Below are 18,565 nucleotides of genomic sequence, written 5' to 3'. Positions count from 1 at the left end.
GCTGTTTGAAGGCTTGGCGGGACAGGCTGGGTCAGGAAGCGCAAGCCGGGACCGCCTTCACGTACTGCTTGCGCCGTGTTATTGCGATAATGCCGCCTGTCCGCGTCGGGGAACGCGAAAGGGAATGTCATGGCAGAAGGAGGAGGGGCAGTTGCTGGCAGGTCAAGGCGTGGATGGGCCGTGCTCCTCTTGCTGTCGACGCTCTTCGCGCTGTGGCCGGTGCTGGGCAGCGCCCAGCCGCTGCAGGTTGACCGTGACTTCCTGATTGCCGGTGCCGCAACCGACGAACAGGCGCCGTTGCGTGCCTGCAGCGCCGAGGCGTTGGCGCGGATGCGCCCGGCGATTGAAATCGCCGCCCCCGAGGGCGGCTGGTCCGGGGCACCGCAGGGCGTGGGCGTATTCAACGTCTTTGCCGGCGAAGTGATGATTTACCACGGCGACCGCCAGGTCTGTGGCGACATGCAGGATGCCCGCACGCGTGATTCGCGATTCCGCGCAGGCGTCGGCCTGGTGGTAGTGCCGAAGCAGGGTACGGTTGAGCCGATCCGGGTGGCATGGGAGTCGCCGCTGAAGCCACGCTGGATTCCCACCGTGCACCTTGGCGCCCCCAGTCCGCTGCAGCAGCAGGACACCTTGCGGCTGGTGGTTCGTACCGCCTGCGTGGCCATCGCATTGGCCTTGGCGCTGTCGGCCCTGATGGGCTTCGCCACCACCCGTGGACGGGATTTCCTGGTCTATACGCTGGTCTGCGGGCTGTTGGTGGTCTGGCAGTCCGTACTGAGCGGGCTCAGTGGTTACCCCGAGCCATGGCTGCCGGTGGATGGCCATGCGCCGGTATGGATGGTTTCGGTGTCCGCGCTCAGCTATGCGGTGATGGGTTGGGTGCTGTGGCGCATGTGCGGTGGCCGGCGGCTGCTGCGCGGCTCGCGGCGCTGGATGCAGGGGCTGGTGATCGTACTGGCGCTGGTCGCGCTGGCCGCGCCGCTGATGCCGTGGCCGTTGCTGTCGTGGCTGGCGGTGGCGCTGGATGACCTGTTCACCTTGATCTGCCTCACCGCCGTCGGCATTGCCATCGTTTCGGTGCGACGCGGCCATTTCCAGGCGCTGGATGGCCTGGTGGCGGTGGTTCCGCTGTTGGTGATGGCGCTGGCGGACCTGATGGACAGCCGTCTGATGGTGGAATACCGGGTAGAGGCGATCCAGGTCTCGGTGACCTGGTTCCTGATGATGGCGGCCTATTCGCTCAACCGCAGCCTCAGCCAGCTGCGCCAGCAGCGCGATGAGATGCGCGAGCTCGCCGATACCGACACCCTGACCGGCCTGCCCAATCGTCGCGCCGGCCTGCGCCAGCTCGACCACTACATGCGCGAGGCCAAGGCCGCCGGGCAGCCACTGTCGATTGGTTTCCTGGACATCGATCTGTTCAAGCAGATCAACGACCGCTATGGCCACGATGGCGGCGACGAGGTGCTGGTCTCTGTAGCCGGGACGCTGCTGGCCGGCGTACGCAGCCGTAGTGACGTGATCCGCATGGGCGGCGAGGAGTTCCTGATCCTGCTGCCGGGAATCGGCGCCGATGCGGCGCGGCCGCGGCTGGAGCAGCTGCGCGAGAAAGTGACCGTGCAGGCGCGCGGGCTCAAGCACGAAGGTCTGGTGGTCACCGCCAGTATTGGCCTTGCCGAGCTGCAGTATCGCGACAGTGACGTGGCTGGGCTGCTGCGGCGGGCCGACAACGCCATGTACCAGGCCAAGCGCAGCGGCCGCGACCAGGTGGTGGACGCGCGCGATATCCGGGAAGTGCCCTGAACAAGGACTCCGGCTGCGCTGTTCCGGCCGCGGGCGATGGCGGATAATTCGCCGATGACAATTCGAATCAACAAGCACATTGCCGAAACCGGCTTCTGTTCGCGCCGCGAGGCCGACCGCCTGCTCTCCGCCCGGCGTGTCACCGTCAACGGCATCGTCGCCGGTACCGGTGCGGTGGTGGGCGAGGGCGACGAGGTCAAGGTCGACGGCCAGCCGCTGCGCGCCCGTGCGGTGCAGAAGAGCACCGGCCGCCGCCACGTCTATATCGTGCTGAACAAGCCAGTCGGCATCACCTGCACCACCGAAAGCGCGGTCAAGGACAACATCGTCGAGTTCGTTGGCCATGAACAGCGCATCTTCCCCATTGGTCGCCTGGACAAGGATTCGGAAGGCCTGATCCTGATGACCAGCAACGGCGACATCGTCAACCAGATCCTGCGTGCCGAGAACGGCCACCAGAAGGAGTATCTGGTGGCGGTCAACAAGCCGGTCACCGACGAGTTCCTGCGTGGCATGGCGCGCGGTGTACGCATCCACAATGAAATGACCCTGCCGTGCCGCACCAGCCGCATCGCCAAGTACGGTTTCCGCATCATCCTGGAGCAGGGCTTGAACCGGCAGATCCGTCTGATGGCGGCCGAGTTCGGTTACCGCGTCACCCAGCTGCGCCGCGTGCGCATCGACAACGTCAAGATCGGTGCATTGAAGCCGGGCCAATGGCGCAACCTGAGCGAGCAGGAACTGCGCGGCCTGCTGCCGCAACAACAGCAGTGGTGAAATGTGACGTGCTCACCGCGCCTTGCGCGCGGTGTCGCTAGACTCGGCTGCGCTCTCCATCCTGCCGCTTCGGAATCGTGCATGATCAAGCCCGCTTTGCCTGCCAATGAAGTTGAACGTCTCGCCGCGCTGCAGCGCTACCGGGTGCTGGATACCGCTCGCGAACAGGAGTTCGATGATCTGGTCACCATTGCCCGCGCGATCTGCGGCACCCCGATGGGGGCGGTGACCCTGATCGATCAGGACAGGCAGTGGTTCAAGTCCCTGCAGGGACTGGATGGCGAGCAGACCCCGCGCGACGAGTCTTTCTGCGCGCACACCATCCTCAAGCCGCAGGAACTGACGGTGGTGAACGACGCCCGCCAGGACCAGCGTTTCAGCGGTAACCCGTCGGTGCTGGGCGACCCGCATATCCGCTTCTATGCCGGCGCGCCGTTGCTGACCAGTGATGGTTACGCATTGGGTTCGCTGTGTGTTTTCGATTCGGTGCCATCGGTGTTGGGCACGCCGCAGGCCGAGGCGCTGAACGCGTTGTCGCGGCAGGTCAGCCGCATGCTTGAAATGCGTTTGTTGCGGATTGAGATCGAGCACCATCAGGTCGAGCACGATTGGTATGAAGCGCGGCTCGTCGAGTACTACCAGCAATTGGAGCAGCTCAACGTGGAGCTGTCCGAACAGACCCGTACCGATCCGCTGACCGGCTTGCCGAATCGACGTGCCCTGTCCGCCGCGCTGTCCGAGTCCATCGAGCGTGCGACGGAGGTACCGCCTGCTGTTGCGATCGTCGATATCGACCACTTCAAGATGGTCAACGACATCCACGGTCATACCGAGGGCGACCGGGTACTGACCGAACTGTCCAGCGTGCTGAAATCGCAGTTCGCCGGGCGCGGCATGGCGGCCCGTTACGGCGGCGAAGAGTTCGTGATCCTGATGCCGGACACGCCGCTGCAGCAGGCCGAGCTGCAATGCGAATACCTGCGTGAGTCGGTGGGGCTGCTGCCGATCGGCCTGCCGATCTCGATCAGCATTGGACTGGCTGTGCACCGCGCGGGCGAAGCCCCGGGCGAAACCCTGCGCCGCGCCGATGCCGCGCTGTACCAGGCCAAGGCCGAAGGCCGCGACCGGGTAGTGGTAGCCAGCTGAGAAAGCTGGAAGAACGCGGCGTAGCTCCGTAGCCCGGGTAAGCGCAGCGCAGCCGGGCTACAACAGTGGTCGTCGATCAAGCTGCGCCGGTGTTTGCCGCCGCTGGTCGCAGGCGATTGAGCAGCGGGTGCAGGAACACGCCGCCGAGAATGATCGCCACGCCCAGATAGAACTGCGGCGTCAGCTCATGCTGTTCGCCCAGGAACAGCATCGCCAGCAGGATCGCGTAGACCGGCTCCAGGTTGGTCACCAGCTGCACGGTGTAGGCACTCAGGTGCTTGAGCGCGACCAGCGCCAGCGCAAACGGCAGCAGCGTGCACAGGCCGGAAAGCGCCAGCAGTAACAGGCTGTCGTGCAGGTTGGGGATCACCCACAGATCGCTGGCCAAGGCGGGCAGCAGCAACGGCATGGCCGGTGCCAGCAGGGTCAGGGTCAAGGTGCCGGCGCCAAGCTCCAGCGCGGTGACCGTCAGCGGATCGGCATGGCCGACCATGCGCTTGTTGAACGAGCCGAAGATGGCAACCAGCAGCGCGGAGACCGCACCCACCGCCACGCCAAGGCGCATGCCATCGGGCACGCCGCCAACCACCAACGCAACGCCGGGCAATACCACCACGCCCAGTGCCAGTTCGCGCATCTGGAATGGACGGCGCGCGATCCAGGGCTCGATGACGGCGGTGAACACCGGCGCCAGCGCGATGCAGGTCGCGGCGACCGAGGCATTGGCCAGTTTCACCGCGCCGTAGAAAGTGAGCCAATGCAGTGCGACCAGCGCGCCGATACCGGCATAGCCAAGCACCAGCCGGGGGTTCAAACCTGACAGCCCGCGCCAGACGCGCGGCAGCAATGCCAGCATCGCCACCACCAGCAACATGCGCCACCACACCAGCGGCAGGGCGGGCAGGGTGATCAGCTTGCCAAGAATGGCGGTGATGCCCCATAGCAGAACGCAGAAATGGATCTGCAACAGGGCTTTGCGGGTGTCGTTGGTAGGCATCGGCATATTGTCGCCGATGCGGCTGCCCAACGCTGGCGTACCGGCTTCAGTTTGCGTCGATCAGCCGCTGCAGTTCGCGTGCAGCCGACGGGTTGCGGTGCTTGGCGGCGCTGATGAAATACAGGAAGACCTCGCGCGGTGCAGCGGGTGCGAGCGGCGTTGCCAGATGCGGCAGCTCGGCCACGTCATCGCCCTTGCGCCAGCTGCGGATGCGTCCGGCCCATTGGCTCAGTTCCTGTGCCGGATAGCCGGTACTGTGCTCATCGCGGCTGCCCATCAGACGGGCGTAGACGAAGTCACCCGACAGATCCGCGGCGTTGGGGTAATCGGCGGAATCGGTATAGACCAGGGCAATGCGGTGCTGGCGGATCAGTGCCACCAGTTCGGCATCGAAACAGCCGGGATCACGGACTTCCACTGCATGCCGCTGGCGGCGCCCGTTGACCTGCTGCGGCAGCAATTGCAGGAAGGCGGCAAGGTCGTCGCGGTCCAGCGTGCGTCCGGCTTCGAACTGCCATACCAGCGGGCCGAGGCGATTGCCCAGGTGGCTGATGCCTTCGATGAAGTCGTCGATCTGCCCGCCGGTAGCGGCGAGCTTGCGCGCGCTGACGATGCGCTTGGGCGCCTTGGCCGAAAACACGAAGCCTTCGGGCGTGGCGTCGCGCCACCCGGCATAGATATGCGGCTTCTGCGCGCCGTAATAGGTGCCGTTGATCTCGATGCTGGTCAGCTGCTGGCTTGCGAATTCCAGTTCGCGGCGCTGCACCAGCCCGACCGGGTAGAACATGCCACCGCGCCAGGGTACGTAGGTCCAGCCACCGATGCCGATGTGCACTCCGGGCGTATGCGACGCGCTCGCGAACAGATCGTTCAAAACAATGCCCCGATGTCTTGTGGGAGCGGCGCAAGCCGCGAAGCCAGCAATGTAACCGCACAAGGTAGTGCCGAGCCATGCTCGGCAGGGGCTCCACTAATAATCCCAATCGCCACGGGTAGCGCCTCTGCCGAGCATGGCTCGGCACTACAGTGTTGGTTCCGACGGGTAATGCCACTGCCGAGCATGGCTCGGCACTACACGCTTGCCGCCCATGGGTCGTAGCTGCCGAACCACCACAAATGCCCCTCCGGATCGCGACAGGCATAGCCGCGGCCGCCGTAGTCCTGGTCGGCGATGTCGATGACGATCTCGGCACCGGCGGCCTTGGCCTGCGCGTAATGTGCGTCGGCATCGCTGACGATGACGCAGGCGCTCTGCGTCTCCATGCCGCCCACCTCGTCGGGTTGGATCATGTTGCTGCCCCATTCGCTGGGCTGCACCGATCCGAGCATGATCATGCCGTTGCCGAACACCAGCTGTGCGTGATGGACGACATCGCCATCCTGGTACACCGCATGGCGCTGGAAGCCGAAGGCCTTGCACAACCAGTCGATGGCGGCGGGCGCATCGCGGTAGCGCAGGCAGGGAATGATGGTGGCGGTGGTGCGGGCGGCGAGGTCCATGGTCGCTTCTGGGCAGTTGCGGAAAGGCGAGGGTGGGCGCGCTCGCGTTACCATCGCGAGAAGACCGGCCCGCGGCCGGCATCGACACAAAGGGAGAGCGCATTGAATAGTTGGTTGGGTGGCGGGCTGGTGCTCGCAATGGGCGTGGTGGCACCGATGGCCTCCGCACAGGAGGCAGTGCCGACGGAATTGCAGCAGTTGGATGCCACGGTGGAACGCGTGCGCCAGCAGTTCGACGTGCCTGGCGTGGCGGTGGCCGTGGTCAAGGACGGCAAGGTGATCCTGGAGCGTGGCTGGGGCCTGCGTGAACTGGGCAAGCCCGAGCCGGTACAGGCCGATACCTTGTTCGCCATTGCTTCCAATACCAAGGCGTTCACCGCTACTTCGCTGAACCTGCTGGCAGAAGAGGGCAAGCTGAAGATGGACGACCGGGTCGTCGATCATCTGCCCTCGTTCCGCATGTCCGACCCCTATGTCACCGGCGAGATGCGCATCCGCGACCTGCTCTCGCACCGCAGCGGGCTGAGCCTGGGCGCAGGCGACCTGTTGTTCTGGCCGACCACCCGTTACAGCAATGCGGAAGTGGTCGCGCGGTTGGCGCAGGTGCCGCTGAAGAATGGTTTCCGTGATCGCTATGCCTACGACAACATCCTGTATGCGGTTGCCCAGCAGGTGATCGAGAAGGTGTCCGGGCAGTCATTTGCCGACTTCCTGCAGCAGCGCATCTTCAACAAGGTCGGCATGAGCGAAACCCGCTACAACGCCGACCATCTGCAGCCGGGCGACAAGGCTGCCGTCGGTCACGCCAAGTACGACTTCAAGGATCTGCGGCCGGTGCCGCCGCTGACCTGGTCCAACAACGCCGGTGCCGGTGGCATCTATTCCAGCGTGCACGACCTGGCCAAGTGGATGAATGTGCAGCTGGCCGAAGGCAAGCTTGCCGATGGCACGCCGCTGTTCACCGAGAAGACCCAGCAGCAGATGTGGCAGATGCAGATCCCGCAGGTGGTGCCCAAGCCGTCGGTGCCTGAGCTGGCACCGGCACGGCCGAACTTCGCAGGTTATGGCGAGGGCTGGAGCCTGAGCGATTACCGTGGCCAGAAACTGGTCTGGCATACCGGCGGTTGGCCGGGTCAGGTGTCGCGCCTGACCCTGGTGCCCGAGCAGAACCTGGGCGTGGTGGTACTGACCAACCAGGAATCCGGTGCCGCCTTCAATGCGATCACCATGAGCGTGCTCGACGCCATGCTCGGCGCGCAGGGTAATGACTGGGTCGCCGCCTACGCCGCTGGCGTGGCCAAGGCGCAGGGCAATGCCGATGAAGGCTGGGACAAGCATGTGGCCGCACGCGACGCCAAGAGCAAGCCGTCGCTGCCGCTGTCCGGCTATGCGGGCACCTATCGCGATGCCTGGTACGGCGATGTGTTCGTGGAGCAGCAGGGCGGCAAGCTGCGTCTGCGCTTCGGCGCGACAGCTGATCTGGTCGGCACGATGGAGCACTGGCAGCACGACACCTTCATCGTGCGTTGGGACAACCGCTCGCTCAACGCCGATGCTTTCGTCAATTTCAGCCTGGATCCGGACGGCAAGGTGCGTGAGGTACGGATGCAGGCAGTGTCCTCGTTGACCGACTTCAGCTTCGACTTCCAGGACCTGCTGCTGAAGCCAAAGGCGGAATAAGGCGCTTGTAGGAGCGGCGTAAGCCGCGAAGCAGATGGATCATCAGCTGGCAGTTGATCAGGGCTGTGTAAAAGGTGTCGGCTTCGCGGCTGACACCGCCCCCACAACCCGCCAGCTTTTGTCGCTCACACCGCCATACATCGCCTAGACAGACACAACACAGGCCGCGATGGGACAATCGCGGCCTGTTCTGGTTTTACAGGCCGTGGCGATGCTGCGCTGGTTCGAGTCCCTGATTCCCGTATTGCCGCCGCTGGACACGCGCACGCCGCCGCGCGGCGTGGTGCGTTTCTACCTGCATTACCTGCGTCCGGTATGGCCGGTGCTGCTGGCCACGCTGATCGCCGGCTTGTTGCTGGCCCTGGTGGAAGTGGCGATGTTCGACTTCCTCGGCCGCATCGTCGACATGCTTGCCGATAGCGCGGGCCCCGGCTTCTTCCAGCGCCACGCCGGTGAATTGCTGTGGATGGCCGGTATCACCCTGCTGGCGAGGCCGCTGCTGGTCGCGCTGCACAACCTGCTGGTCAACCAGTCGATCGTGCCAGGGCTGAGCAACCGTTCGCGTTGGCTGATGCACAACCACGTGGTGCGGCAGAGCCTGAGTTTCTTCCAGAACGACTTTGCCGGCAGCGTCGCCAACCGGGTGATGCAGACCGGTACCTCGCTGCGCGAGTCGGCGGTGCAGATGGTGGACTCGCTGTGGTACATCGTGGTCTATACCGGCAGTGCGTTGTATCTGTTCGCGCAGGCTGACTGGCGGCTGATGCTGCCGTTGGCAGTCTGGTTGGTGGCTTATGTATGGATTGGCGTGTATTTCGTGCCACGCATGAAGCATCGCGCGTGGATTGCATCGGATGCGCGCTCGCGGGCAATGGGCCGCATCGTCGATGGCTATACCAATATCGCCACGCTGAAATTGTTCGCACACAGCGGACACGAGCAGCGCTATGTCGCCGAGGCCATCCAGGAACTGGTCGAGAAGCACCGGGCGCAGACCCGCATCACCACCGGGCTGGAAATGGTCATCGCCATCCTCAATGGCTTCCTGATCGTCGGTACCTGTGCACTGGCCTTGTGGCTGTGGCAGGACAGCCTGATCAGCGTGGGGGCGATCACCTTGGCGACCGGTCTGGTGATCCGCATCCACAACATGTCCGGCTGGATCATGTGGACCATCAACGGCATCTTCGAGGACATCGGTACGGTGCAGGATGGCATGGAGACCATTGCCCAGCCGCTGAGCGTGCAGGATGCAGCCGATGCCAAGCCGTTGCTTGTCACTGCTGGCGCGGTGGATTTCCAGAACGTGCACTTCCATTACGGCAAGCGCGGCGGGGTGATGGCCGGATTGAACCTGGCGGTGAAGCCGGGCGAGAAGATCGGTCTGGTCGGGCCCTCGGGCGCTGGCAAATCCACCCTGGTCAACGTGCTGCTGCGGCTGTACGACCTTGAGAGCGGCAAGATCCTGATCGATGGCCAGGACATCGCCCACGTCACCCAGGACAGCCTGCGTGCGCAGATCGGCGTCGTTACCCAGGACACCTCGCTGCTGCATCGCTCGATCCGCGACAACCTGCTGTATGGGCGTCCGGATGCCAGCGAGGAACAACTGCGCGCCGCCGTTGCCAAGGCACGTGCCGAGGGCTTCATCGATTCGCTGGTGGATGGGCAGGGGCGGCAGGGCTATGACGCCCATGTCGGCGAGCGCGGGGTGAAGCTGTCCGGTGGCCAGCGCCAGCGCATCGCCATCGCCCGCGTGCTGTTGAAGGACGCGCCAATCCTGATCCTCGATGAAGCCACATCGGCATTGGATTCGGAAGTGGAGGCGGCGATCCAGGACAGCCTGGATGAGTTGATGGGTGACAAGACCGTCATCGCCATCGCCCACCGCCTGTCGACGATTGCACGCATGGACCGGCTGGTGGTGATGGACCAGGGCCGGATCGTTGAGACCGGCACGCACGCAGAGTTGGTTGCGGCGGGCGGACTGTATGCGCGGCTGTGGGCGCGCCAGACCGGCGGGTTTGTGGCTGCCGAGGGCTGAGGTACGCGGCGGGCGTCTGGTAGTGCCGAGCCATGCTCGGCAGAGGCGTTACCGGGAAAGCCCCTGCCGAGCATGGCTCGGCACTACAGCTCCCTCCCTTTCGCGTAGCGAAGGGGAGGGCTGGGGAGGGGTAAGCTCTTCGCGATGTGTTGGATTGGTGGCTTCGCGGCTTACGCCGCTCCTACAAAGGCCGCTGTGGCATTGCTGGCAAGCCCCTGCCGAGCATGGCTCGGCACTACGCTCCCTCCCTTTCGCGTAGCGAAGGGGAGGGCTGGGGAGGGGTAAGCTTTTCGCGGTGTGTTGGATTGGTGGCTTCGCGGCTTACGCCGCTCCTACAAGCGGTCCTTGCTGGATTGCCGGGAAAGCCCTTGCCGAGCATGGCTCGGCACTACCTGTGCTTATGCGGCGCTGATGCGCGCAAGCAGCAGGCCTGCCACTACTACGGCGATTGCGACCACCACCATCAAGGCGAACAGCCAGCCACGACGACCTTGCCGTTGCCGTGTCGTCATGGCGGCATTGAACATGACGATACGTTGCTGTTCGCTGGCTGCAATGACGGCCTTGGCCTTGGCCGCACCTTCATCGGCGCCCAGTCGCCCGGCCTTGATGTCATCGGCAATGACTTCCAACTGCTGCATCACTTCGAACTGCAGTTTCTGCAATTCCAGTGCGGTGTCGTCATGGTTGGACAAGCGGGGATACTCGCGGTTGGGGTCAGACAGAGGGTGACTGTAATGCCTGCCGGATCATCCTTGACACCGTGGCCGGGTCATCGTTGGCCAGATGTTGGCCCAGCCGTACCAGACCGATGCCGAAACCCAGCATCAGAATGCCCGGTATCGCTGCAGGCAACAGGAAGATCAGATCCATCCTGCCAACCTGGATGGCGGTGAGTACGCTCCAAAGTACACAGAAACCGAGCCAGAACACCATGAAGGCTTTGACCAGCCAGGGCAGCGCAAAGGAACCGCGGAGCTCGCAGCCCTGTGTGGTCGCATGCAGGCTGCCGCGGAAATGCGGTTTGAACGAATTGCGCATCAGCGTGCGGTGATACAGATGCACGCGCACACTGCCCACCGACCCGGCAATCGTGCCGCTGGCGGTGAAGTTACGTCGTGAAATCGTCTCGCGCAGGGCCTCGGCGGCCTGTTGCGGTGTGAGCGGGCTGGCAAAGCTCACGGACGTACGCGGAAACAACCAGGTCCAAGCAGACATGCATTCGATCATTGAAGGGCCGCCAACCATAGCGGCAAATGATCGATTGAACTACTGCAGACTGCTGTCGTGCTTGCGCACGGCCTTCTTGACCAAGGCAGTGATCTTCTTTTCGACCTCGGGGTTGAGTTCCGCAAGGGCGAAAGAAGTCGCCCACATCGGGCCGTCATCAAGCATCGCCGTATCGTTGAAGCCCAGCGTGGAATAGCGCGCGCCGAACTTGCTGGCTCCCTGGAAGAACAGCACCACCTTGCCATCGCGCGCATAGGCCGGCATGCCGTACCAGGTCTTCGGCGTGAGCGACGGTGCAGTGGCGGAGACGATGGCATGCAGGCGTCGCGCCATCTGCTGCTCGGCGGCGGGCATCTCGGCAACCTTGGCGAGCAGTTCGGCTTCGCCGTCGGCCTTCAGTTTGCCGGCCTTGGCTTCGGCCTTGAGCTCCTTCGCACGCTCCTTCATCGCGGCCTGTTCTTCGGCGGTAAACCCGGTGGATTTGGACGCGGCCATTGACGTTCCTGAAAAGGGTGGAAGGGCAGGGCTTTTTACCTCAAGCCGGCTGCGCAGATGTGAAGCGACGGAGTTGGCGCTCAGCAGTGTGTCGGGATATTGCTGGCAGGCCAAGCTTGATGGCCTAGCCAGCCTGCCCGAGCTCGCGCTCGATGCGCTTGTCCGGGATCAGCCAGAGCAAGGCTGCGGCTGCGTACACCAGTTGTGCCATATGCGCGTTGGCGAAGCTCAGTGCAATGCCGCTGATGTAGAGCAGCGGCGACAGCTTGCCTTTCCAGTCCTTGCCCAAGGCATGTTGCAGGCGCGAGTTCTCGCCGTCGGCGGCGACGATGCTGCGCTGCAGGATCCAGTACGCGACGGCTGCCGCCAACAGGATGCAGCCGTAAAGCGCGCTCGGTAGCGGCTGCTTGTTGAAGTCGTCCATCCAATGCGTGGCGAACGGCAGCAGGGAGAGCCAGAACAACAGGTGCAGATTGGCCCACAGGACGCTGCCGTTGACCTTCTGGCAGGCCTGTAGCAGGTGATGATGGTTGTTCCAGTAGATGCCGACGTAGACGAAGCTCAGCAGGTAACTGAGCAGGGTGGTCAGCAGCGGCCGCAGCGCGTCCAGCGTGGCACCTTCCGGCGGACGCATCTCCAGCACCATGATGGTGATGATGATGGCCATGACGCCATCACTGAACGCTTCCAGTCGGCCCTTGCCCATCGCTGGCTCCCATCCGCATTGGCGAAGAATTTCGTGCCGAACGCTAGCACGAGGTGCCGTCGAGGCCGTGTGTGCGGTTCGGCCGGACCAACCAGCCCAGCAATCGCCGGGGCGGCGCGGGGCGTTACAGCAGGCGTGTGCCCAGCGGGACTTCATGTTCCGGCATGCACAGGCTCACCCGTCCTTCGGCATCGTGGAATCCGGTCACCAGGCACTCGGACATCAGCGGGCCAATCTGTTTTGGCGGGAAGTTGATCACTGCCACCACCAGTCGCCCGATCAGCTGTTCGGGACTGTAAAGCGCGGTGATCTGTGCGCTGGACTTGCGGGTGCCGAAGTCCGGGCCGAAATCGACCTGCAGGATGTAGGCGGGTTTGCGGGCGGCGGCGAACGGTTCGGCGGCGATGACGCGGCCGACGCGTAGCTCCACCTTGCTGAAGTCGTTCCAATCGATGGTCTGCATGGAGGTTGCCTGGGGGCTGGAGGGAGTTGGAATTGCAGGCGGGGTGGACCGGTACCTGACGGAGGTTGTGATCGTTCGTATCAGTGGCCTGCGCCGGTGCGGTCCAGCTGCATCTCCATCGGCTGGTAGATGATTCCCATGGACTCGCCCACGTTGCCGCTGCAATGAAATCCATAACCGAGGTAGGCGGGCACCGAAGGAAGAGAGGCGCTGACGGTCAACACATCCGTCTGTGCGTGCTTGATGGCTTCGGCGACCAGGCGGCGTCCAATGCCGTGGCGCTGCAGTTCAGGGGCGACGAACAGCATTGCGATATGCCGCCCCTGCTTCAGCTCGATCAGGCCCACAGCTTGTCCGGCAATCTCCGCCAGCCACATCAGGTTGTCCGGGGCGATGCGGGCTGCGAAAGCTTCAGCGGCGGCGACCTTGCGGAAGGTAGCGATTCCTTCATCACCGAGGGTGGAGGCGACCGAGTCCATGAATGCGGCCATGCAAAGCCTGCTTGCGGCATCGATGTCGTGATGGCTGAGTGGCCGTATGTCCAATGTCGTGTCCCGTGGTTCGCTGCTGCTTGTCGGCGCAGCGGTGGTCAGGCTTTCTTCAATGCCATGCCGACGCTGGCTGGTGCGGTCAGTGCGAAGCCGTATTGCTGGTAGAGACGGTAGGCTTCGCCATCCGCAAGCAGACTGACGTAGGCCGAGGCGGGTACCTCACGTTCCATGTAGCCCTGGATCTCGCTCATGACTTTCTTGCCCAGGCCACGGCCTTGATGTTCCGGTAGCACCGCAATATCGACCACTTGGTAGAACGTACCGCCATCGCCGATCACCCGGCCCATTGCCACCGTTTGTCCGGCACACAGTATCTGTACCGCGAACAGCGAGTTGGGCAGACCGCGGCTGGCGGCTTCCACCGTCTTCGCGCTGAGCCCGCTGGCCTGACGCAGGTGTCGGTAGGTCTCCACTGAAGGAATGTCGTGGCTGATGCTGTAGTGGGATTCGCTCATCGTCGCGTCCGGAAAGCTGGGGGTACAGGGCAGGTGGATGTCAGGCAGGCAAGGCGACCGGCACATAGACCTCGTGCCAGAGGTTGACCTTGCCGGCGTGGTTGAATTGCATCAACAGCATCGCGCGGAACAGCTCATCGCGCCCATCCACATGACTGATCCGCGCGCGCATCGAGAACACCACCGAAGCGCCGTCGACGATTGCATGGTCGACCTGGTAGTCGATGCCGGCCATGTCAGCCTTCATGCCAACGAGGAATTGCAGGTAGTTGCTGCGGTCTGCTTCGTACCTGCGTCCGTTGGGCTCGACGATGAAGTGTTCGGCGAAGCACTCGCCGATGATTGCCTCGGTCAGCACCGACGCGTGGTTCAGGTGTTTGCGGTTCCATGCCAACACGGCGTGTGCGAGCTGGAGATGGTGATTCTGGTCAGCCGTCATTCGATTGCTTCGACATCGGTGGGAAATTGGGCCGGAGTTGTGCCGTAGTGCCGGGCCGGCGATGTCCGGTGTTGGCGATGATGCCACGACGGCATGGATGCGGCGCCTTTCCATACCCGTTGCGCCTTGCGCAGCAGGGTTGCCTTCAGCTCTGGCCCGTGCGTTACCGTGGCAATGGCCTGGATGCCAGCAAGTGCTGCGCGCGTTGGATGCTGGGATCGAGCAGGTCGTCACCTTCGGCAATCGCGGCCACGGTTTGCAGCATGGTGATGCCGATCGCCTGTGTGCCATAGACCAGCTCCATCTCGCCATCAAAGCAGAGATCGGCGACAGCTTCTGCGCGCGGGCCGGGGGATTGCCGCCTGAGTTTGCCCAAGTAAGCGGCAAGGGTAGCCTCGGCTTGCGCGACATGGCCATCCATCAGTTGTCCGAGCGCGCCGTCATAAGCCTTGCGGCGGAAGGACAGCAAGGGACGGCCGTGCTCATCGAGCACGCTTTCATGGAGCATCGCGTGGTGCCGCTCCCGCCGGGCCAATGGCGATAGCACGTAGGGAATCGCGGCTTGTTGCAGCAGCCGCTCGGCTTCATCCAGCTTGTTGAACTTGAGCCGCAGAAAATCCGCGCGGATGAGCTGTGCCGACAGGCTTTGCTGGTTGCGCTTGAACCAGGCGTTCCAGGAGATGTCCGCGCGTCCTTCCAGCAGGTCCTTGAAGTAAGCGAGGTGATCGGGGTGCATGGCCATGGGACAGTTAAAGAATTGAATGCGTTGGTGGCGACCCGTGTCTCAATGCCTGGTTTTCTCGTACACGGCGGCAACCTGGGCAAAGTCGGGGTTGGACATGCCCATGCCATTGACGTACACCGCCGGTGCGCCCTGCCGGAAAACCTGCATCGTGCGTTCCACGCCTTCCCGCTGTTCGATGCTGGGGTTGCTGATCTCAAAGGAAATCGAGTCGCCCCGCGTGACCGGTATGCCTTTTGCCTGCAGCGCCGAGACCAGCGCATCGGCGCGTTTCGCACGCTCCGAAGGGCAGTTCGGTGGAGCCAGCACCAGCACGGTATTGCGCGGTGTGCCGCCCGGCATCTCCACGGGGACGAACGCGTTCTTGTCGAATGGGATGCTGGCGCTGGTGTCGCTGGTGTCGCTGTGATCGGTGGGAGTCCGTTTGATCCACCAGTTGAGTCCGCCTGCCAGCCCCAAAACGATCAATAAGATGCTGCGCCAGCCCATGATGCCTCCTGCATACCTGTCCAGATAACCTTTTATCGTGTGGGTGAAGGCTTGGCAATGCTGTGGGTTTGGAGGAGGCCACTTCCACTGCGGTTACGGAGGATGCCGCTACTCGTCTGTGGGAGCGGCGTGAGCCGCGAAGCTGACATCAATGAAGCTGCGCACAGTGGTGTGATCTGTTGGCCAACATGCTTCGCGGCATACACCGCTCCTACAAAAAATCCGACGACGGTGGACTTGCGTCGGATTGCTGATGACTCACCGCCTGGGTGAACTGCATTGCAGGCATTGCTTAGCTGGTGGGCAATGCCTGCGCAGCGCCCGGTTACGGCAGCGGCGGTGGATTGCCAGGTACCGTGTGACCGGTGGCGATGGCTGGCGATTCTGAGCCGCCCAGCACGGCCTGGGCGATCAGCTTGTCCAGACGGCGGACATCCAGGCCCTTGTTGAGGTTGACCTTGATATGGCCGGCCTTGGTCCAGAGTTCGATCTCGGAGTTGAAGTTGAACAGGCCGTGGCCGTTCTCCGAAGACCACATGTAGATCGAGGAGTAGGGCAGCGAATAGATTTCCACTTTCTTGCCGGTGATGCCCTGCGCGTCGCGCACGATCAACCGCTTGTTGGTGAATACCGCTGAATCGCGGAACGTCTTGTAGGCCGCCACCGCGGTTTCACCGCTCACGAGGATGTCGTTCACATCCTGCGGAATCGGGCATTCCGATACCAGCGTCCAGGCCAGAATTGCATTTGTTTCCATGTTGAAGCCTTCCCCCGTGATAGTTGGTTGTTTGCAGCGCAGGCGGAATTGTAGGTGGCGCGCAGATCACGGCAATAGGCCGGAATGCATGCCTGTTCGAAGTGCGGGCGCCGCTCCTGCAAGTTGAGCACCTGTAGTGCCGAGCCATGCTCGGCATGGGGCTTTACCGGTAATGCTTCAGCCGAGCATGGCTCGGCACTGCAGGGGCAAATGCAAAAAAAAGCCCGGGCGCTGCCCGGGCTTTTCAGTAGACAAACCAGCCGGATTTACTCGATCGGCTGTTCCAGCATCAGCTGGCGTGCGAAACGCACCGGCGGTGCGCCGTAGGACAGCATCTGGTCGTGGTAGGCCTTCAGGTTGAAGTTGGCACCCTGCTTTTCCTGCACTGCCTTGCGGGTATCGAAGTGCTCCTGTGCGCCGACGAAGTAGGTCGGCAGCTGGGCCGAGGTGAGCTGTGCGCGCACCCACTTGCCGGAGGCTTCGCTTTCCTGCTGGAAGGCGTCGTGGGTCATCAGCTGCATGGCCTGCTCACGGCTCCAATTGTCCACGTGTACACCCTGGTCGAGGATGGCATTGGCAATGGTGCGCAGGTAGAACTTGAGCTGCACCAGGTGGAACAGCGGGTCGTTATCCAGGTAACCCTGTTCCTGCATCATGCGCTCGGTGTACACCGCCCAGCCTTCGGCAAACAGGCCCGAACGCAGTACCGCGCGCAGCGTCGACGGGAACTTGCCCGAGTGCCAGCCTTCCAGGTAGTGGCCCGGGGTGCCTTCGTGGATGGACAGCAGGTGGATCATGCGGCTGTTGTATTCGCGCAGGAAGGAGTCGACCTGCTTGTCGTTCCAGTCATCCGGAATCGGCGAGACCGCATAGAAGGTCTTCAGGTTCTTGTCCAACGGGCCCGGCGAGTCGCAATAGGCCACGGCCACGCCACGCTGGAATTCCGGCATCAGGATGATGTCGACCGGCGCGTCGGGCAGGGTCATCAGGTCATGCTTGCGCACGAACTCGGTGGATTGGTCCAACGCGGCCTTGGCATCGTCCACGACCTTGTCGCGGGCCGGCTTGTCGGCATAGGCCAGTTCCAGTGCGGCTTCGATTGCCTTCTGCTGCTGGTCGTCGGTCGGGTTGGCCGGCATTTCCGGGGCGCCCGGCTTGTCCTTCAGCACCACCTGGGCGATGCCGTACATGTCCTTGCGCACGCGGGTCAGCTCGGCGCGGGCACGCTCGCCGATCTCGGCGCGCGACAGCGAGGAGTTGAGCGAGAACTTCAGCTTCTGGTCGTACTTCTCCGCACCGATGCGGAACTCGCCCTTGGCATTAGGCACCAGGGTCTTGTCCAGCCAGGTCTGCTGTTCTTCGACTGCTGTGGTCAGTTTGGCGATGGCGGCCTTCAGGCGTTCCTGGTCGGCGGCTTCGAGCTGGCCGATGTTGGGCACGATGAAGGTTTCAACCAGGCTGAGGATGCCGCGGTTCTGCTTGGCGACGGTTTCGGCGTGGATCTTTGGCACGCGTGCCGGGTCCAGGTTGGCGCGGGCGGCGGCGAAGATCTGCGGGATCAGTTCGATGCGTGCGGTAGCCGACTTCAGGCGCTCCGGCAGCGGCGCGAACTCGCGTGCCATCAGGCCGTAGATGGCGCTGCCGGCCAGGCCGTTATAGACCTGCGGGTCCCACTTCCACGACTGCATGGTTTCGTTGGACCAGATGTCCGACTGCAGCTGGTTGCGCAGGATGGCGGCGTCCACCTGGTTCTCGCGGCCGAGCTTGCTGACGTCGAGCTTGTCCAGCTCGGCGAGCAGGGCCTTGCTGGCCTCCAGGCTCTTCTGCTGGCCGGCGGCGCTGAGGTCATCGAGCTGGCTGTCGTAGCGGTGATCACCGATCTGGGTGGCGCTGACCGGGGACAGCTGCATCCAGGTATCCAGTGCCTTCTTCGACAGCTCGGCGAACTGGGCATCGGCCTGGGCCTGCCCGGCCTGCTCGGTGGAGGTGGACGGCGCGGTCGGGGCGTCACCGCTCTGGCAGCCGGCGAGGCTGGCGAGCAGGGCGGCGGCGAGCAGGTGCTTGCGCATCGGTGATCCTGTTGCTGAGGGAATCCCCGAGCATAGGCGGACAGGGCGTGCGCTGCACCTGCCTTTGGTTGGTGTCGGCTTGCCGAAACGGGTGGTTCAGCGGAGGGCTGTGTAGCCCGGGTAAGCGCAGCGCACCCGGGTTCCTGGTTCATTCGGCCCAACGAATCCCCGGGTGCGCTTCGCTTACCCGGGCTACCCGGCTCTGCACGAATTTTTAGC

General features: G+C 63.5%; 20 protein-coding genes. 5 read left to right on the top strand and 15 right to left on the bottom strand.

The window, feature by feature from the left end:
* The first annotated feature begins 180 nt into the window (after positions 1-180).
* From Q5Z11_RS14115 to Q5Z11_RS14105, 3 genes are all read left to right on the top strand, one after another.
* Positions 181-1,806, top strand: a complete 1,626-nt coding sequence (locus Q5Z11_RS14115) for a sensor domain-containing diguanylate cyclase (RefSeq protein WP_303746990.1) — start codon at positions 181-183, stop codon at positions 1,804-1,806.
* 54 nt (positions 1,807-1,860) lie between these two features.
* Entirely contained in the window at positions 1,861-2,583 is a 723-nt protein-coding gene (locus Q5Z11_RS14110; RefSeq protein WP_282266718.1) for a pseudouridine synthase, read from the top strand.
* An 81-nt stretch (positions 2,584-2,664) separates the two neighbouring features.
* Positions 2,665-3,729 carry a sensor domain-containing diguanylate cyclase gene (locus tag Q5Z11_RS14105; RefSeq protein WP_303746989.1) on the top strand — a complete coding sequence of 355 codons (1,065 nt, stop codon included), beginning with the start codon at positions 2,665-2,667 and terminating at the stop codon, positions 3,727-3,729.
* A gap of 76 nt (positions 3,730-3,805) precedes the next feature.
* Here Q5Z11_RS14105 and Q5Z11_RS14100 read toward each other — a convergent pair whose 3' ends face one another.
* From Q5Z11_RS14100 to Q5Z11_RS14090, 3 genes are all read right to left on the bottom strand, one after another.
* Positions 3,806-4,726: a DMT family transporter gene (locus Q5Z11_RS14100; protein WP_303746988.1), complete on the bottom strand. Its 921-nt coding sequence runs from the start codon at positions 4,724-4,726 to the stop codon at positions 3,806-3,808.
* Positions 4,727-4,772: 46 nt separating this feature from the next.
* The gene (locus Q5Z11_RS14095) at positions 4,773-5,600 is read right to left on the bottom strand and encodes a DUF72 domain-containing protein (RefSeq protein ID WP_303746987.1); all 828 of its coding nucleotides are present in this window, start codon (positions 5,598-5,600) and stop codon (positions 4,773-4,775) included.
* A gap of 197 nt (positions 5,601-5,797) precedes the next feature.
* Positions 5,798-6,226: a VOC family protein gene (locus Q5Z11_RS14090; RefSeq protein WP_303746986.1), complete on the bottom strand. Its 429-nt coding sequence runs from the start codon at positions 6,224-6,226 to the stop codon at positions 5,798-5,800.
* A 138-nt stretch (positions 6,227-6,364) separates the two neighbouring features.
* Between Q5Z11_RS14090 and Q5Z11_RS14085 the strand changes: the two genes are divergently transcribed.
* Both Q5Z11_RS14085 and Q5Z11_RS14080 read left to right on the top strand, forming a co-directional pair.
* On the top strand, positions 6,365-7,906 hold the full coding sequence (locus Q5Z11_RS14085) for a serine hydrolase (protein ID WP_303750049.1): 1,542 nt from the start codon (positions 6,365-6,367) through the stop codon (positions 7,904-7,906).
* Positions 7,907-8,117: 211 nt separating this feature from the next.
* Positions 8,118-9,950, top strand: a complete 1,833-nt coding sequence (locus Q5Z11_RS14080; protein WP_303750048.1) for an ABC transporter ATP-binding protein — start codon at positions 8,118-8,120, stop codon at positions 9,948-9,950.
* A gap of 398 nt (positions 9,951-10,348) precedes the next feature.
* On the opposite strand, the gene Q5Z11_RS14075 is transcribed toward Q5Z11_RS14080, so the two are convergent.
* From Q5Z11_RS14075 to Q5Z11_RS14020, 12 genes are all read right to left on the bottom strand, one after another.
* Entirely contained in the window at positions 10,349-10,645 is a 297-nt protein-coding gene (locus tag Q5Z11_RS14075) for a hypothetical protein (protein WP_303746985.1), read from the bottom strand.
* A gap of 22 nt (positions 10,646-10,667) precedes the next feature.
* Positions 10,668-11,168: a hypothetical protein gene (locus tag Q5Z11_RS14070; protein WP_303746984.1), complete on the bottom strand. Its 501-nt coding sequence runs from the start codon at positions 11,166-11,168 to the stop codon at positions 10,668-10,670.
* Between the two features lie 51 nt (positions 11,169-11,219).
* Complete coding sequence (locus Q5Z11_RS14065; RefSeq protein ID WP_303746983.1) at positions 11,220-11,675, bottom strand: iron chaperone; 456 nt, start codon at positions 11,673-11,675, stop codon at positions 11,220-11,222.
* A gap of 124 nt (positions 11,676-11,799) precedes the next feature.
* Positions 11,800-12,381: a TMEM175 family protein gene (locus Q5Z11_RS14060; protein ID WP_303746982.1), complete on the bottom strand. Its 582-nt coding sequence runs from the start codon at positions 12,379-12,381 to the stop codon at positions 11,800-11,802.
* A gap of 124 nt (positions 12,382-12,505) precedes the next feature.
* Positions 12,506-12,844, bottom strand: coding sequence for a tRNA-binding protein (locus Q5Z11_RS14055; RefSeq protein WP_303746981.1), 339 nt, complete (start codon positions 12,842-12,844; stop codon positions 12,506-12,508).
* Between the two features lie 80 nt (positions 12,845-12,924).
* Positions 12,925-13,335, bottom strand: a complete 411-nt coding sequence (locus Q5Z11_RS14050; protein WP_303746980.1) for a GNAT family N-acetyltransferase — start codon at positions 13,333-13,335, stop codon at positions 12,925-12,927.
* Between the two features lie 98 nt (positions 13,336-13,433).
* The gene (locus Q5Z11_RS14045; protein WP_303746979.1) at positions 13,434-13,850 is read right to left on the bottom strand and encodes a GNAT family N-acetyltransferase; all 417 of its coding nucleotides are present in this window, start codon (positions 13,848-13,850) and stop codon (positions 13,434-13,436) included.
* Positions 13,851-13,890: 40 nt separating this feature from the next.
* Complete coding sequence (locus Q5Z11_RS14040; protein WP_303746978.1) at positions 13,891-14,289, bottom strand: hypothetical protein; 399 nt, start codon at positions 14,287-14,289, stop codon at positions 13,891-13,893.
* A 163-nt stretch (positions 14,290-14,452) separates the two neighbouring features.
* Positions 14,453-15,031 carry a hypothetical protein gene (locus tag Q5Z11_RS14035; protein WP_303746977.1) on the bottom strand — a complete coding sequence of 193 codons (579 nt, stop codon included), beginning with the start codon at positions 15,029-15,031 and terminating at the stop codon, positions 14,453-14,455.
* Between the two features lie 42 nt (positions 15,032-15,073).
* A complete protein-coding gene (locus Q5Z11_RS14030) occupies positions 15,074-15,520 on the bottom strand; it encodes a hypothetical protein (protein ID WP_303746976.1) in 447 nt (148 codons plus the stop codon).
* Positions 15,521-15,845: 325 nt separating this feature from the next.
* Positions 15,846-16,277: a PH domain-containing protein gene (locus Q5Z11_RS14025; protein WP_303746975.1), complete on the bottom strand. Its 432-nt coding sequence runs from the start codon at positions 16,275-16,277 to the stop codon at positions 15,846-15,848.
* A gap of 266 nt (positions 16,278-16,543) precedes the next feature.
* The gene (locus Q5Z11_RS14020) at positions 16,544-18,346 is read right to left on the bottom strand and encodes a DUF885 domain-containing protein (RefSeq protein ID WP_303746974.1); all 1,803 of its coding nucleotides are present in this window, start codon (positions 18,344-18,346) and stop codon (positions 16,544-16,546) included.
* Positions 18,347-18,565: the final 219 nt, after the last annotated feature.

The organism is Stenotrophomonas sp. 610A2 (genome assembly GCF_030549615.1).
Classification (GTDB): Bacteria; Pseudomonadota; Gammaproteobacteria; order Xanthomonadales; family Xanthomonadaceae; genus Stenotrophomonas; species Stenotrophomonas pigmentata.
This window is presented reverse-complemented; position numbering and strand designations above follow the sequence as displayed.